The sequence below is a fragment of the Frateuria sp. GZRe12 genome, assembly GCF_051900535.1.
Taxonomy (GTDB): domain Bacteria; phylum Pseudomonadota; class Gammaproteobacteria; order Xanthomonadales; family Rhodanobacteraceae; genus Frateuria_A.
In genome coordinates this window covers 397,687-411,691 of sequence record NZ_JBHZGI010000003.1, presented here as the reverse complement: position 1 = coordinate 411,691, position 14,005 = coordinate 397,687, and the positions used below count along the sequence as shown (strand labels likewise).

General features: G+C 64.6%; 18 protein-coding genes. 14 read left to right on the top strand and 4 right to left on the bottom strand.

What is annotated here, in order from left to right:
- The first annotated feature begins 166 nt into the window (after nt 1–166).
- From merC to ACFWZ4_RS10380, 10 genes are all read left to right on the top strand, one after another.
- Nucleotides 167–565: an organomercurial transporter MerC gene (gene merC, locus ACFWZ4_RS10425; protein ID WP_292977494.1), complete on the top strand. Its 399-nt coding sequence runs from the start codon at nt 167–169 to the stop codon at nt 563–565.
- On the top strand, nt 547–768 hold the full coding sequence (locus tag ACFWZ4_RS10420; RefSeq protein ID WP_292977493.1) for a GDCCVxC domain-containing (seleno)protein: 222 nt from the start codon (nt 547–549) through the stop codon (nt 766–768). The genes merC and ACFWZ4_RS10420 overlap by 19 nt, the downstream gene beginning before the upstream one ends.
- A gap of 64 nt (nt 769–832) precedes the next feature.
- Nucleotides 833–1,069, top strand: a complete 237-nt coding sequence (locus ACFWZ4_RS10415; protein WP_439704602.1) for a hypothetical protein — start codon at nt 833–835, stop codon at nt 1,067–1,069.
- Nucleotides 1,070–2,589: 1,520 nt separating this feature from the next.
- Complete coding sequence (locus tag ACFWZ4_RS10410) at nt 2,590–3,159, top strand: hypothetical protein (protein ID WP_439704601.1); 570 nt, start codon at nt 2,590–2,592, stop codon at nt 3,157–3,159.
- 76 nt (nt 3,160–3,235) lie between these two features.
- Nucleotides 3,236–3,544, top strand: coding sequence for a hypothetical protein (locus ACFWZ4_RS10405; RefSeq protein WP_439704600.1), 309 nt, complete (start codon nt 3,236–3,238; stop codon nt 3,542–3,544).
- Nucleotides 3,545–5,504: 1,960 nt separating this feature from the next.
- Entirely contained in the window at nt 5,505–6,104 is a 600-nt protein-coding gene (locus tag ACFWZ4_RS10400; protein WP_439704599.1) for a hypothetical protein, read from the top strand.
- On the top strand, nt 6,097–6,474 hold the full coding sequence (locus ACFWZ4_RS10395; protein ID WP_439704598.1) for a winged helix-turn-helix domain-containing protein: 378 nt from the start codon (nt 6,097–6,099) through the stop codon (nt 6,472–6,474). Before ACFWZ4_RS10400 ends, ACFWZ4_RS10395 begins: the two co-directional genes overlap by 8 nt.
- A 57-nt stretch (nt 6,475–6,531) precedes the next feature.
- Nucleotides 6,532–7,266 (top strand): polyprenyl diphosphate synthase, encoded by a 735-nt coding sequence (gene uppS, locus ACFWZ4_RS10390; protein ID WP_439704597.1) that lies wholly within the window; start codon nt 6,532–6,534, stop codon nt 7,264–7,266.
- A 76-nt stretch (nt 7,267–7,342) separates the two neighbouring features.
- Nucleotides 7,343–7,678 (top strand): hypothetical protein, encoded by a 336-nt coding sequence (locus ACFWZ4_RS10385; protein WP_439704596.1) that lies wholly within the window; start codon nt 7,343–7,345, stop codon nt 7,676–7,678.
- Nucleotides 7,679–7,726: 48 nt separating this feature from the next.
- Nucleotides 7,727–8,119: a hypothetical protein gene (locus tag ACFWZ4_RS10380; RefSeq protein ID WP_439704595.1), complete on the top strand. Its 393-nt coding sequence runs from the start codon at nt 7,727–7,729 to the stop codon at nt 8,117–8,119.
- 62 nt (nt 8,120–8,181) lie between these two features.
- Here the strand turns inward: ACFWZ4_RS10380 and ACFWZ4_RS10375 are convergent, their stop codons facing one another.
- Nucleotides 8,182–9,174, bottom strand: a complete 993-nt coding sequence (locus ACFWZ4_RS10375; RefSeq protein ID WP_439704594.1) for an LLM class flavin-dependent oxidoreductase — start codon at nt 9,172–9,174, stop codon at nt 8,182–8,184.
- 193 nt (nt 9,175–9,367) lie between these two features.
- Between ACFWZ4_RS10375 and ACFWZ4_RS10370 the strand changes: the two genes are divergently transcribed.
- Nucleotides 9,368–10,378, top strand: a complete 1,011-nt coding sequence (locus ACFWZ4_RS10370) for an HDOD domain-containing protein (protein WP_439704593.1) — start codon at nt 9,368–9,370, stop codon at nt 10,376–10,378.
- Between the two features lie 6 nt (nt 10,379–10,384).
- On the opposite strand, the gene ACFWZ4_RS10365 is transcribed toward ACFWZ4_RS10370, so the two are convergent.
- From ACFWZ4_RS10365 to ACFWZ4_RS10355, 3 genes are all read right to left on the bottom strand, one after another.
- Nucleotides 10,385–10,903, bottom strand: a complete 519-nt coding sequence (locus tag ACFWZ4_RS10365; RefSeq protein WP_439704592.1) for a hypothetical protein — start codon at nt 10,901–10,903, stop codon at nt 10,385–10,387.
- Nucleotides 10,904–11,101: 198 nt separating this feature from the next.
- Nucleotides 11,102–12,229, bottom strand: a complete 1,128-nt coding sequence (locus ACFWZ4_RS10360; RefSeq protein WP_439704591.1) for an FAD-dependent oxidoreductase — start codon at nt 12,227–12,229, stop codon at nt 11,102–11,104.
- Nucleotides 12,230–12,287: 58 nt separating this feature from the next.
- Nucleotides 12,288–12,470 carry an oxidoreductase-like domain-containing protein gene (locus ACFWZ4_RS10355; RefSeq protein WP_439704590.1) on the bottom strand — a complete coding sequence of 61 codons (183 nt, stop codon included), beginning with the start codon at nt 12,468–12,470 and terminating at the stop codon, nt 12,288–12,290.
- A gap of 122 nt (nt 12,471–12,592) precedes the next feature.
- On the opposite strand from ACFWZ4_RS10355, the gene ACFWZ4_RS10350 reads away from it, so the two are divergent.
- From ACFWZ4_RS10350 to ACFWZ4_RS10340, 3 genes are all read left to right on the top strand, one after another.
- On the top strand, nt 12,593–13,090 hold the full coding sequence (locus tag ACFWZ4_RS10350; protein WP_439704589.1) for a hypothetical protein: 498 nt from the start codon (nt 12,593–12,595) through the stop codon (nt 13,088–13,090).
- Nucleotides 13,091–13,263: 173 nt separating this feature from the next.
- The gene (locus tag ACFWZ4_RS10345; RefSeq protein ID WP_439704588.1) at nt 13,264–13,683 is read left to right on the top strand and encodes a CBS domain-containing protein; all 420 of its coding nucleotides are present in this window, start codon (nt 13,264–13,266) and stop codon (nt 13,681–13,683) included.
- Nucleotides 13,684–13,708: 25 nt separating this feature from the next.
- Complete coding sequence (locus ACFWZ4_RS10340; protein ID WP_439704587.1) at nt 13,709–13,978, top strand: hypothetical protein; 270 nt, start codon at nt 13,709–13,711, stop codon at nt 13,976–13,978.
- Nucleotides 13,979–14,005: the final 27 nt, after the last annotated feature.

The following is a 14,005-nucleotide window of genomic DNA, read 5'->3' as shown; positions in this document are numbered from 1 at the left end:
AAGCATTTACTATCAGTGTGGGCCGGCTCTACGTTGGTCGCACCCCTTGCTTACGTGGCCACGTTGGTGCTGGCCTAACCACTCGTCCAAGCGGACGGCGTACCGCCGCCGCTTAACTCCAGCGTTATACGCCGCAGAAACTGTCTCTTTAATTGAGGAAAAAAGCATGAGCGTCACGCGTGTGTTGGACAAAACAAGTAGTTTCGGTGCGCTGGTCTCGGCAATGTCGTGCGCCGGCTGCTTTCCGGCCCTCGGGTCTTTGGGTGCCGCGCTAGGCCTGGGATTCCTCGGGCAGTACGAAGGCTTTCTGTTCCGTAAGTTGCTGCCCGGTCTAGCGGTACTTGCGCTCCTGGTGAACGCTTGGGCGTGGTACAGGCACCGCCAACTTGCTCGCGGCTTGCTTTCGGTCGTCGGCCCAATTGCCGTGTTAGCTGCGCTTCTCGTCTTCTGGAGCTATGACTGGAGCATTTACCTGTTCTATGCGGGCATTGCCCTCATGCTTGTCGCGTCTATCCTTGATCTTCTGCGTCCCGTAAGAGCCGTCCAGTGTCCAGCATCGAACTAGAGTCCGTTATTACCTGCCCCGAGTGCGGTACTGCCACGCGGGAAACCATGCCCACCAATGCATGCCAGTGGTTCTATGAGTGCAGCGCTTGCCATGCAGTGCTCAAACCGTTGCCCGGGGATTGCTGCGTTTATTGCTCGTATGGCACGGTCAAGTGCCCACCCATTCAGCAGGGCAGTTCCTGCTGCAGCGGCGGCGTATAACAATTCATTCAAGCCGAAGCCGCTTCGCGGCTCGGCTTAATTCAGGCGTTAGGCTTCCAAGCGCATGATCAAACGCATCCTCTTAGCTTTCACAATTGGTGTGCTGGCAACAGCCGTACTATTCGCGCTTTCATTTGCCGCCGACTCCTTTGGCCTCACCTCTCTCGCCAATGGTTTTCTCTGGCAAAACACGCTGCTACAAGGCTTTGCTCCGCTCGGCAACATGGGCACTCCGGAACATCCTGTTTACGAGGGCACACCGCTCAACTTCCTGGCATTCCTTGCTGGCATTCCTTGCTAGCATTCCGTTGGGCATCATCGTTTACAGTTTCGTGGCGTATGTAGCGCTCTCTGTAGCACGGCGTCGCGCCTAACCACTCGTTCAAGGCGGACGGCTTCGCCGCCGCTTAACTCCAGCGTTAGGTCGTAATGTCACCAGAGTTCTTCGCTGACATCTATTTGCTTCCACCGAAGTTGGCGGCAGGCAGGGACCGTTAGTTTCTGGCGAGTGGCGTACGGTCCTTGGCATCAACAACGAGCACTGGTCTGCTTGCTTCACCTTTGAGGGGCAGCCGGCACCTGGTGAATCCTTCTACGCGGGTGTGCAACTTCTGTTTCCTGAGCTGGCTTTGCCATACTTCAGTGTCGGTGGCAAGTTCACAGTTTGGGAGGGTGGCACCAAAGGCACTGGGCGGGTTGTGTCGCTAGTAACCTAACTACTTGTTCAAGGCGGACGGCTTCGCCGCCGCTTAACTCCAGCGTTAGGCCTCTCAAGAGCGATGCCCTCGATCACCAAGCGCCCCTGGAGCCTCAGCATCCCGCAGCGCGTGCTCATTGTGCTCGCGGGGGCGCTCTATCTTGTTGCCTATCGCCCATGGTCTCAATCCAACACGTCCATCGCACAGGGTGTCTACGCTGGGGCAGCTGCAATGTTTGTGCTTGCATTGCTTCCTCGCAGGTTCCGGGTCGTTACCGCGTGCTTGTTGGCTTTCGCTGTTTGCATCATTGTGTTGCTCGCTGGGCAGGCCGTCCTAAGCGGCAAGCGCTAACTATTCATTCAAGCGGACGCGCGTACCGCGCGCCGCTTAACTCAAGCGTTAGGCCCTTGCTTGGTTGTTCTCTCGTAGCGTGTGCTTCGGCCAAGCCTTCGCCAGCGTTGCGCCCTCCGCACTTGGCCGCTGCCTCTGCAGCGCTGCGGAAAGCTCCAGGCATCCAAAGCTGCTAGCGTTGTGTTCGGCGGGGCTCGCGGTGGTGCCGGCACAGTCGCTCAAGCATGGCGCGGCGCAAGCCCCTAACTCTTCATTCAAGCGGACGGCTTCGCCGCCGCTTAATTCGGGCGTTAGGCTTGCAGTTCGGCGCGAGCTGCCTCTAGGGGATGCCATGGACCCTCAGGTGTTAGAGCAACGCATTCATAACCGTCTCTTCGAGTACGCCGAGCGGGTACGGGACTATGGCCGTGAGAACGAACCGCGACTCGGTATAGGCGAGCTGCTCAATCAGTAGCAGGATTTCCTCACACGTCCAATCTGCGAGGCCAACTATCCAGCCGCTGCTTTCACAGCGGATGAGATCGAGGCCCTCAAACGTCTGGACGGCGGCTGGGAGCTACTGTGCTCTGCGACGCCAAAGCACATTGCTAACGATTCCGAGGTGTTCAAGATGAGCGAGTGGGCGGCCTTCGTCTCGTGCGCAGTAGATGCAGCAAGGGTCTTCCACATGAGGGGCAAGCTTCCGGAAGACTTCGTGCTTTAGACTCAGGCCTAACCACTCGTCCAAGCGGACGCCGTTCCGGCGCCGCTTAACTCCAGCGTTAGCTTACTAATGACCATTTCTTCCGACGAAGAGCTTAGCAAAGCGATCGACGAAGCCAGCGCCTTAGTCCAACAGATCCAGGACTATGTTGGGCGAGATTTTTCCAAGACCGCCAAGCTTCGCTTTCCGCGGGGATATCTGAGGACAGCATCGGAGGCGAGGCAGCGTGTAGGCTTCCTATCCAACCGGACGCTCCGAAGCAACATCGCATACACCCTCCAACTCGCGGACGTCCAACACTGGATCTTGAACCGCACAGACCTTTCCGGCATGGCAAAGGAGATGGTGATCAAGCTTCAAATGTTCCTGCTTGGAACGATTGTTGAGAGCATCACGAAGAACTATTTGCATGGTAAGTGCGGTGGCAATTTTTGTAAGCGGACCCAGTACCTCCTCGAGGCTGGCGAGATCGACGAAGAGCTCAAGCTAGACATCGATTGGCTCTGGGGGCTTCGCAACAACATGCATCTGTTTCAGCTAGATAACATTGAGTGGTCATCAACCGACTACACAATCGCAAATCACAATAGGGCTGTACGAGCTTTCCGTCGTTTACTGGCGAAGCTTGGAGGCAGCTAACCACTCGTCCAAGCGGACGCGCTTACCGCGCGCCGCTTAACTCAAGCGTTAGGTGCCTATGTCGCCTCAGGAATTCGTGGAAAATTTGGTGGTGGAGTTCGAGGCAAGGTGCGAGCTTTATGCCCCTCACGCCAATTCATGCACCGAGGTAGCTTCCCGAATACGCAAGCTGGACCTCAGTACTTCGCAGGAGGCCAGCATCACAAGCATCATTCGCTTGGCTGTTGCTGAGACCATGTACGGGATGCTCTGCGGCATCGAAGGATTTGCTTCCATCGGCAACACGCAAGGCTCATATCAGCTTACTGACGAATCCGGCCATATCCTCACTGGAGCCCTCGACTCACTGTTTTTCGAGCGGGTGCCAGAGCTGTGCGGCACCTAACATCTCGTTCAAGGCGGACGGCTTCGCCGCCGCTTAACTCCAGCGTTAGGCCGCAGGCATGCCTCTGAAGAATCCCATCATCTTTACGATCCTGGTGGTGACGGTTCTTCTTGGTGCATGCATCGCTACGTACTTCTACGGCCTACCGCTGCTACAAGATGCGGCGCGTTGTCGGTTTGGCGGCAGCACTCGAGCGTTTGGGTGCTCAACTTCGTTCGGCATGTTCATGACGGGGGTGACAGTCGTGGCCGGCTTGGCAATTGGCGCAATCTGGGGCAAGTTTGGTCGGCAGTAGTCCTTCCTGGCATGCCGCTTGCTGCTCAGGCCTAACAACTCATTCAAGGCGGACGGCTTCGCCGCCGCTTAACTCTAGCGTTAGGCACCAAACATGAAACTCATCTGCCCGAGTTGTCGCTCCCACATTCCCGACCACCAGTTGCGCGCGACTCCTGCACATCCTCGCGGCGAGGTTAGCTGTCCGAATTGTGCTGCTGTAAGCGCGCTGCCCACCATCAAATATTGGCCGGCAATTGTGGGTTTAGGTGTCGCCATTGCGGCTCTTCTTTTTCGCGACTCCCTCGGCACATCTCACTTGGTAAAATTAGCCGTGTTACTCGCCTCTACCGCGGCAATTCTCTCCATAGTCTTTTGGTCACACAAAGCCGGCAAGCTCGCGCGACGCGCCGATGCTGCCTAACAACTCGTTCAAGGCGGACACGCTGACGTGCGCCGCTTAACTCCAGCGTTAGCCATGCATACACGCATCCTCGCCTTCTTTATTGTCGTCGCTTGGTCAGCACCGGCGCTCGCAGCACCGTCGTGCGGGAATGCTCCCAGCCACGCCTCGGAGCGTGCCTGCTGGACCAACGCGGCCAAAGATTCAGCAGCACGTGTTCGTGCGGCCCAAGATGCGCAACGGCAACGTATCAGCCGCTGGGACCAAGATCCGCCCTATAGGTCGAGGTCACTCGCTCTTTTTGACCAAGCAGCAAAAGGGTTTGCTCGCTTTCGCCAGGAGCAGTGCAACTACGAGGCATCAGCCGCTGCCGGCGGCAACGGAGCTGGAGACATGCGCCTTAGTTGCCAAGTCGCCTTAGACGAAGCATATCTAAAGTCACTTCAAGAGCAGGCCGCCTGGTTCGCACCTCGTGGCTAACCATTCGTCCAAGCGGACGCGCGTACCGCGCGCCGCTTAACTCAAGCGTTAGGGGCCAGCAGATGCTCGCTTCGCTCTTGGGCACGGGCAAACCGGCAGTTGAACGGTGTGCTCGCATCTTTTTCGGCCCGGCCAACACTATCGTCGTGGCCATGCACCGCAGCCCGGAAGGTCTCAACTTCGAGCAGTCGGACCCCTTGGTGCTATCAGGATCGCCGACATCGGCCGTGCTAGGCGAGGCGTTTGCCAAGGCTTTCGCAGCATTCTCGTTGGTACGAGACCGGGTGCCGCTTAGGAAGCGATCCGACTGGCCCGCATACCGGGCGGCTGGATGTCGCTCCATCAAGCAGTTTGAAAGTCAGTACGTGCCCATGCTCTGTAGTTCGGTGAACGCATCGAACGCCGTGGTTCGCGCAAGCGTTCCCCACCCGGCGAACGCAGAATTCGAAGTTGCATGGCACTTCAATCCCCTCATGGGACCTGAGGCGATTGGCGAAGGCCTCCTGCGACTCGCGGCGCTCGGCCGTGCATCGTAAGCATCCAGGCTCTCATGGCCAGAGGCGCTCGGTCTTCCGGCGTGGCTCCTGAATTTGCCCATGCCAACGCCGCTTCGCGGCGCGACTAAACCTAAGGTGCCCGGACCCGATGCGAGCATCGCGGCTGCTATCGCCGCGCCCTTTGGTTGCAAGCGACCAACACGGCGTTCGACGGGTGATAGCCGCTTACCTGGCAGCTACATGTTGCATCCACTTTTCACAACAAAGTACTTGACGGGGCCGCCGCAACGAGCCTAGCCTCGCCGGCATGGACATCCGCCGGCTTCGAAATACTGTGTCACTCCACGAGCACGCCGCGGAGAATCTTCTCTACATCCGCGATGCCATGGAGCGCGCCAGTTCCTTCACCGCCGTGCCCGGCTGGGGTGGCGTTTTCATGGGGTTGGCCGGACTGGCGGCGGCGATCATCGCGCCGGCGCAACACAGCAGGCTCGCGTGGCTGGTGACCTGGCTCGCGACGGCGGCCATCGCGGTGGCCGTCGGGCTGCTCGGGGTGCTGGTCAAGGCGCGCAATGAAGGGGTCCCGCTGCTGTCGCGCCCGGCGCGGCAGTTTGCGCTTGGCTTCGTGCCGGCGATCTTCGTGGCCGCACTCCTCACGATCGTGCTGTTCCGCGCCGGCCTGGATGCGCTGCTTCCCGGGATGTGGCTGCTGTTGTACGGCACGGCCGTGATCGCCGGTGGCACGTTCTCGATCCGCATCGTGCCGCTGATGGGCATCCTCTTTCTTTTCCTGGGCGCGATCGCGCTCTTCACGGCGCCGCCGGTGCAGGCAGCCTGCCTGGGCCTGGGTTTCGGTGGCCTGCACATCGTATTCGGCGTGCTCATCGCGAGAAAATACGGTGGCTAAGCGATCGACCGCCAAGGCAGAGCACCTGCCCAGCCGCCCGGCCCTGGTGCCGGTGGAGGGTGCGGTGGAGCGCACGGTGGATCTCGACCGGCTGATCCACGAACGGCTGCGACTGGGGATCATCAGCGCCCTGGCCGTGAACGACCGGCTGGGTTTCACCGATCTGAAGAGCCTGCTCAACACGACGGACGGCAACCTCAGCGTGCACGCACGCAAGCTCGAGGACGCCGGATACGTCGCCTGCCACAAGAGCTTCGAGGGGCGCATCCCGCGCACCGAGTTCCGCATCACCCCGAAGGGCCGCAAGGCCCTCGAGTCCTACCTCAACCACATGGAAGCGCTGATCGCCGCAACCCGCATCGGCGACTGACCGGTTGGGAACGAGGCGGTTTGGCGTGCGCCTGAACTTTACATTGCAGAGTACTTGATGGACATGGATAACCTGCACGTTGCGATCATCATGGACGGCAACGGCCGCTGGGCCGAGGAGCGGGGATGGCCGCGAACCCGCGGCCACCGGGCGGGCGCGAACGCGGTGCGGCGCGTGGTGGAGGCGTCGCCGCGGCTGGGAATCTCCACGCTGACGCAGTATGCGTTTTCCTCGGACAACTGGCGGCGTCTGGCGGCGGAGGTCGCGACGCTGATGGCGTTGTTCCGCAATTTCCTCACGTCGGAAGTGGACGCTTGCCGGCGAAAGGGGGTACGCCTGAGCGTGATCGGTCGCCGCGACCGGCTTTCCCCCGCGCTGGTGAGGACGATCGAGCAGGCGGAAGCAACGACCGCCGACGGCCAGGTGCTCGACCTGCGGTTGGCGGTGGACTACTCCTCGCGTGACGCCATCACCACGGCGGCGGCGCTGCACACAGGCGCAGCGCCGAGCCGCGAGCAGTTCCGCCAGTTGCTTGCCCGTTCGCAGCACGGCGACCCCTGCACGCCCGACGTGGACCTGCTGGTGCGCACCGGGCGCGAGCAACGGCTCAGCGATTTCCTGCTGTGGGAGTGCGCCCATGCGGAGCTGCTTTTTTCCGGCGTGCTGTGGCCGGATTTCACCGGGCGCGACCTTGCCGACGCGGTCGAGACCTTCCATCGGCGCAATCGCCGGTTCGGCAGTCTGCCAAACGCATGCGTGGCCGAGCCGGAACGCAAGACCGCCGCCCGATGAGCCGTCCGATCAACGGGCGAAGCCGCCCTGTCGTTCCAACCCAAGGCATGAGGTTGCATCCATGGAACATCAGGACATGCGCGAGGTCATCGGCGACGCCATCCGTTACTGGGAGCGGCACCGGATCGTCTACAACCTGGTTTTGCTGGGGGTCGTCGCAGCCATTTTCATCGCGAATGGCGCCGCTTTCGGCCGCGTGGTTTCGCTCGATCTGTTCCTGCAGCTGTTCCTGCTTGCGGTCATGGCGAACGTGGCCTACTGCGCCGCCTATCCGGTCGACCTGACCGCGCAGTGGTCCACGTTGCGCGCATCCTGGCTTCGGATGCGGTGGATCCTTTTCCTTATCGGGCTGGCATTCGCCACGACCCTCGCCCAATTCATCGCGCGCGGGTTGCTGGGCGAGCAGGCCTGAGCCTTGCGTGGAAGAAGCGAAACGGACAGCTCCCAGCGGAGGCACGTCATGCGCGCACCTGTTCACCTCAACACTTTCCGTTCCGCCGCCTGCGTGGCGCTGGTGGCGACGATTCTCCTGGTGTGGCTCAGTCTGGGGGTCGGCATCATCGGGGCCGATGGCGATCCGGCCAACCGGATGTATTTCGGGGTAGTGGCAATCGGCGTCGTCGGCGCGGCCATCGCGCGCCTGCACCCCGTGGGGATGGCGCGGGCGCTCGCGGCGATGGCATTTGCGCAGGCGCTGATTGGTGCGTTCGCGCTGGTCGAGGGGCTGGGGCTTCCCTGGAGCGGGCCGGCGGAGATCGTGTTGTTGAATGGCTTCTTCGTGGCGTTGTTCGGAGGATCGGCGTGGATGTTTGCGCAGGCGGCGCGGGGCGAACCGGAGCGTGGCGGGGTTTGAGGCACGGCGAGCGATCGCGGGACTCGCGGTCGCGCACACAGGTGCGCTCCTACCGGGAAGTATCAGATCGGGAGTTGCTCGCGGGCCTGCATGGCCAGTTCGAAGGAGTGCCGCCGCAGGTCGTGGTCGAAGATGTTGGCGGTGAGCATCAGCTCGTCGGGTTGGTGGCGGGCGATGAAGTCGGCCAGGCCCTTTTGCACGGTGGCGGGGCCACCGACCACGGCACATGCGAGCGCGCGTTCGACGCCGAGCTTTTCGGTGGGTGTCCAATAGGTCTCGATGTCGTCGATGGGCGGGGGCACCAGCCCGGGCTGGCCGCGGCGCAGGTTGATGAAGCTTTGCTGTTGCGTAGTAAACAGGCGGCGGGCCTCCGCATCGGTGTCGGCTGCGACCACGTTGATCCCGAGCATGGCGTAGGGCTGCGCGAGCCGCGGCGACGGGCGGAATTCGCGGCGGTAGATCGACAGCGCGGCGTCCATGGCATCGGGCGCGAAGTGCGAGGCGAAGGCGAAGGGCAGTCCCAGCGCCGCGGCCAGGCGCGCACTGAACAGGCTGGAGCCCAGCAGCCAGACGGGCACGTCCAGGCCCGCGCCGGGAACCGCGCGCACCGCCTGGCCGGGACTGGCCGGTTCGAAGTAGTGCAGCAGTTCGAGCACGTCGTCGGGAAAGGTTTCCGCCGCGTCGCCGTAGCGGCGCAGCGCGCGCATGGTCGCCTGGTCGGTCCCCGGGGCGCGGCCCAGTCCCAGGTCGATGCGGCCCGGATACAGCGCGGCCAGCGTGCCGAATTGCTCGGCCACCTGCAGTGGCGCATGGTTGGGCAGCATCACGCCACCTGCGCCCACGCGGATGGTCGAGGTGCCGCCGGCGACGTGGCCGATCAGTACCGCCGTGGCTGCGCTGGCGATGCCCGGCATGTTGTGGTGCTCGGCCAGCCAGTAACGCCGGTAACCCAGTTGCTCGCCCAACCTGGCCAGGTCCAGCGTGTTGCGGAAGGCGGCGCTTGCATCGTTGCCTTCGGTGATGGGGGCCAGGTCGAGTATCGATAATGGGATCATGCGGAGGTCCTGCGCAGGGTTCCCAGGATGTGGGGCCGCGGGGCGGCCATTGCCAGTGCCACGCGGGCGGGGGTCGACTCTCCGGCTGCGCCTGCGCTCGGCAGGAACAGGGTGCATGGGCCGGCTACATTTCCCTGCCGGACTGCCGATACAGCGCGGAGCACGCCATGGAACCTGCATCCGGATGATCGCCATGTGGCGGCGTCTTTTCGCCGCGAGGAAAGTTCCGAGCCGCCCTGCCCCCGCCCCGCCGATCGTGACGGTGGTGGCCGACGTGCCCGTGCGCGAGATGGGGCCGCCACTGGCGGTGGTGGAGGATCGTTTCCATCGCTTCGTGCTGGGCCTTCCGGCGGCCGTCAGCGATACCGCCAGCGGAGCCGAGCAGGCCACGTTGCGGCGGCTGGAGGCGATCGGCGAGCGCTTCGACGTCAGCGGGCTGCCGCGCCTGCCCAGCGTGCTGCCACAGCTGCTGCGCGCGCTGAGGAACGACAACCTGGCCGGATCGCAGCTGGCCGCGCTGATCGGCCGCGATCCGGTGCTCGTGGGCGAAGTGATGCGCGTGGCCGGCAGTGCGCATTTCCGTTCGGCACAGCCGATCCATAGCCTGCAGCACGCGGTGGTCCTGCTCGGGCGCGATGCCCTGCGCCGGGTCGCCACGCTGCACGTGATGAAGCCGATCCTGCAGGCCAGCGCGGGCATGCGCGGGCATATGGCCGGGCCATGGCTGTGGGAGCACGCCGAGCGCTGCGCGCATGCCGCCGCCTTCCTCGGCCGGCATGGGGGCTGCGATCCGTTCGAGGCGTTCCTGGCCGGCATGGTCTGTCATACCGGCACCGGCGCGATCGTGCGCCTGCTGGACCAGGAGGCGCCGCCGTCGCTGGGGCCGTTCTCGCCGGTGTTCCTGGCTGGCTGCATGCGCATCGGTGCGCGGCTGTCGCTGCGCGCGGTGCGGCATTGGGAGATGCCGGCCAACGTGATCGAAGCACTGGTCGAACGCGTCAACGCACCGCAGGCGCCGGCATCGCCGCTGGGCAAGGTGCTGGCCTGCGCCGATCCGCTGGCGATGGTGCAGCTGCTGGTGGAGCGCGACCTGCTGGATGCCGAACTGGACTACAGCGCAACCTGGCCGGACAGCTTTCCCGCGCCGGTCATGCGGCGCGGACAGCTGGACCTGCGCCGGCAGTTCATGCCGACACAGGACTGAAGGGCATCAGTGCGGCGTCGATCCCACGTCCGTGCGCAACTGCCGCGCAATGTCGTCGGCTCCGGTGGCCAGCAGGGTGGCCAGCGCCATGGCGTAGTCGCCCCGGGTCGGCGCGGGCATGGACGGGGAGACGTGATAGGTCTTGTCCGAACCCAGGCCGCGTGCATTGATGGCGCAGTGCGTGCCCAGCTCGAGCGTGACGTTGGCCGGCGTGGCCTCGGTGTCCACGCGCATCTCGGCGAAGACCTGCTCGCAATGCACCACCAGATCGGTGAAATAGGCCGGCTCCAGCGCATGGCGCAGGCGCGACTGCAGCACTTCGGACACCGGCGGCGCGGGCTTGAGCGTGAGCGAATCCTCCAGGCCGCGAACCTCGACGTCCTGTTGATCCTGCTCGACCTGCAGCCACGGCGCCGAGGCCGGCGTTACCAGGCTGCCCAGCGCAACCGGCACACGCGTGTCCTGCGAACCCCCACATGCAGCCAGCAGCAATGCACCGCCGACCACCCATGCGAACTTCTTCATACGAACTCCCCCGAGAGCAAATTGCCTAAACGAATCTACAGGCGCCCCGATGCGCGATCAACGTAACGGCATGGCAAACGCGAGCCAGTGCACGTTTGGACGTCCGATCGCTGCGGTCGCCGGTGCCGATTGGGCGCAATCCCCACCGGCGTCACGTGCTAAAGCTGGTGGGCTGAAGCCCACCCTACACCGAGCGCCCTATCCGCGCGTGCGGACGGGGTGATCCAGACCGCCGGCCACGCGCAGGAACTGGCGCCGCGCGGGGCCGAAGCGCATCAGGCGCGGCACCAGCACGTCGCGCAGTTCGCGCAGGGTCGAGGGGCGGCCCTGCATCAGATGGGTCAATGCGCCCACCCGCCGGACCACCTGGCGATGCACCGGGTGGCGCAGCTGCGTGTAGTTGGCCAGGCGTGAGAGGCGGCCGTTGAGCGCGTCGGCCGCGCAGACGGCGAACACGTAGGCATCCTCGATCCCCAGATTCATGCCGCGCGCCCCGAGCGGCGAGTGGATGTGCGCCGCATCGCCCCCCAGCAGCACGCGCCCCACGCCGGCGCGTTCGGCCACGCGATGCGCGATGTGGAAGTGGGACTGCCAGAGCACGTCGCCGCACACCGTGCCCGCGGGCAGCGCGTCCAGCGGCGCTGCACTGTTGCCGATCACGCGCCAGATGTCCTCGCGCACGCGCAGCGCGAACAGGAAGCCGTCCGGCAGCAGGAACAGGTGCACCCGATCCGGGTCCAGGGGCGTGGCCAGGTGCAGGTCCCACAGTTGCCAGGGCTCGGGCAGTTCGTCGCCCGGGAAGGCGAGCCCCAGTGCCTGGCGCACCGTGCTGTGCGCGCCGTCGGCACCGTACAGCAGTGGCGCCTGCGTGCGTTCGACGCTGCCGTCGGCATGCACCAATTGGACGGTGACGCCGTCCTCCCCCTGCGCCAGCGTGTCGAGTTTCACTCCGCGCTCGACGGTGATGCCCTGCGCCTGCAACGCGTCGGCCAGCAGGGCTTCCGTGCGCGACTGGGGCAGCGAGAGCAGCGAGCGGTCGGTGTCGAGCAGGGGTGAGACCGGTACGGCGACGTCCTCGTGCCCGTGCTGGTGCAGCGACAGCCCCTGCACGGCCCAGCCTTCGGCCAGCATCCGCGCGGTCACGCCGGTGTCTTCCAGCAAATCCTGCGTGCGCGGGTTGACGGCCAATGCCTTGGAACGGAGGCTGGGCGCCGCCGACTTGTCGACGATGCGCACGGGAACGCCGCGTCGGGCGAGCAACAAAGCGGCCGCCAGTCCAGTCGGACCGGCGCCGGCGATCATCACGGGCAAGGTGTTCGACGGCATGCCCGGAGACTAACAGCATCGACGTTGACGTCTACGACGGCGTCGGGACGAGGCCGCGTCAAAGGCGGGGAACCTCCGGATGGCGCGCCTGCCAGGCTGCGAGCGCGACGCGGTAGCGCTCCAGCGCCTCGTCGTAGCGATCGAGCACGCAATGCACGCAGCCCTCGCCGCAGCAGTCGGCCGGATCGGGTTCGCTGGGGCGAACCGGTGGCGGATCGTCGGACGGAAACGGTAGCTCCATACTTCGATGGTACGGCCGCGCTCACGCCATGGACACCCGCAGCCGACGCCCAGCGAACCCTCGCTCCACAAGGATGACGATGGGCCGTCCCCGCGCCCGCCATTCCCATCGCGAGGAGCGCCATGAAAACCCGCCATGTGTTCAGCACCCCCAATGTCGAGGCCGCCAGAACCGTCATGCAGGCCGCGCGCGCCGCAGGCGTGCCGGAAGAGGACATCTCGCTGATCGCCCGCTCCGACATCGAACTCGAAGCGACACCGGAGCAGCACAAGGAAGCTGCGAGCGATTTCTATCCCGCCGCGCTGCGCGGCGTGGTCGGCGGCGGCGCGGTCGGCCTGCTCGCCGGGCTGGTGGCCGTGGCGATCCCGCCGGTGGGCATCACCGTGGCGGGCGTGGCCGGACTGACCGTCGCCGGGGCGCTGACCGGTGGCTGGACCGGCGCGCTGGTAGGCGCCTCCGTGCCCGACCCGGTGCGGCGCAAATTCGAGGAGGAGATCGAGGCCGGCCGCGTCCTGGTGGTGCTCGACGGCGACAAGGAACAGCTGGTGCGCGCCGAACCGGCACTCGCTCGCGCGGGCGGCACGCCGCTGCCGTTCGATGAGCCCACGGCGTTGACTTAGCACGGGCACCCAGTCCGTCTGTCTGCAAGGAGACAGCTCCCTCTCCTGTCCGGGAGAGCTGCAGCCAGAGCAGAAGCAGCGATTAAACGCACCCTTCATGGTCCGCGCACACCGCATTCAACCGGGCGCGAGGAACATCCTGTCCGTCCCCGTTTCCGCCACCCGGAGTACCCATGGATCTCGACCGCGTGATGACCCGCAATCCGAAATTCTGCCTGGCCACTTCGCCGCTGGATGAAGTCGCCCGCGCCATGCGCGACGAGGACGTCGGCGAAATCCCCGTGGTCGACCTGGACCGCCACCCGATCGGGGTGATCACCGACCGCGACATCGTCGTGCGCACGCTCGCCGCCGGCCGCAATCCGCTGGATGTGCGCGTGCAGGAATGCATGACCGCGCCGCCGGTCGTGATCAAGGAGGACGCGAGCCTGCAGGACTGCGCCAAGCTGATGGAGCGCCAGCAGATCCGGCGGGTCCCGGTAGTCGACGCCAAGGGTGCCCTCTGCGGCATCGTTTCGCTGGCGGACCTGGAGCGCACCGAAGCCCGTTCGCTGCAGCAGGAAGTCACCCGCGCCGTATCCCAGCCGCACTGACCGATTTTATCGGAGGAGCATGCCCATGAAGATCCGCCTGTTGTGCTGGAGCCTGCTGCTGGCTTCCACGTTCGCGCTTGCCGCCTGCAACCACGGCACCAACGACAACGCCGAGCCGGGCGCAGCCGCCCCGTCGACCGCGCCAGCGATGACGCCCGCCCAGCCGACCACGCCGATGACGCCGGCACCTGCATCCACCGCGATGACGCCGCCGGCCACCATGCCGCCGGCCTCGTCCACTGCGATGCCGCCGCCGACCTCGACCACGCCGAACTCCTCGGGTGGCGCCGACTGAGCGCAAACCCGTACGGACTGGCAGGGA

Excerpts from the sequence above, each read along its gene's own strand:
- ACFWZ4_RS10365 (WP_439704592.1), bottom strand. The coding sequence starts at position 10,903 with ATGAAGAAGTTCGCATGGGTGGTCGGCGGTGCATTGCTGCTGGCTGCA.
- ACFWZ4_RS10380 (WP_439704595.1), top strand. The coding sequence starts at position 7,727 with ATGCGCGCACCTGTTCACCTCAACACTTTCCGTTCCGCCGCCTGCGTG.
- merC (WP_292977494.1), top strand. The coding sequence starts at position 167 with ATGAGCGTCACGCGTGTGTTGGACAAAACAAGTAGTTTCGGTGCGCTG.
- ACFWZ4_RS10415 (WP_439704602.1), top strand. The coding sequence starts at position 833 with ATGATCAAACGCATCCTCTTAGCTTTCACAATTGGTGTGCTGGCAACA.
- ACFWZ4_RS10410 (WP_439704601.1), top strand. The coding sequence starts at position 2,590 with ATGACCATTTCTTCCGACGAAGAGCTTAGCAAAGCGATCGACGAAGCC.
- ACFWZ4_RS10340 (WP_439704587.1), top strand. The coding sequence starts at position 13,709 with ATGAAGATCCGCCTGTTGTGCTGGAGCCTGCTGCTGGCTTCCACGTTC.
- ACFWZ4_RS10400 (WP_439704599.1), top strand. The coding sequence starts at position 5,505 with ATGGACATCCGCCGGCTTCGAAATACTGTGTCACTCCACGAGCACGCC.
- ACFWZ4_RS10375 (WP_439704594.1), bottom strand. The coding sequence starts at position 9,174 with ATGATCCCATTATCGATACTCGACCTGGCCCCCATCACCGAAGGCAAC.
- ACFWZ4_RS10370 (WP_439704593.1), top strand. The coding sequence starts at position 9,368 with ATGTGGCGGCGTCTTTTCGCCGCGAGGAAAGTTCCGAGCCGCCCTGCC.
- ACFWZ4_RS10350 (WP_439704589.1), top strand. The coding sequence starts at position 12,593 with ATGAAAACCCGCCATGTGTTCAGCACCCCCAATGTCGAGGCCGCCAGA.
- ACFWZ4_RS10355 (WP_439704590.1), bottom strand. The coding sequence starts at position 12,470 with ATGGAGCTACCGTTTCCGTCCGACGATCCGCCACCGGTTCGCCCCAGC.
- ACFWZ4_RS10360 (WP_439704591.1), bottom strand. The coding sequence starts at position 12,229 with ATGCCGTCGAACACCTTGCCCGTGATGATCGCCGGCGCCGGTCCGACT.
- ACFWZ4_RS10385 (WP_439704596.1), top strand. The coding sequence starts at position 7,343 with ATGCGCGAGGTCATCGGCGACGCCATCCGTTACTGGGAGCGGCACCGG.
- ACFWZ4_RS10345 (WP_439704588.1), top strand. The coding sequence starts at position 13,264 with ATGGATCTCGACCGCGTGATGACCCGCAATCCGAAATTCTGCCTGGCC.
- uppS (WP_439704597.1), top strand. The coding sequence starts at position 6,532 with ATGGACATGGATAACCTGCACGTTGCGATCATCATGGACGGCAACGGC.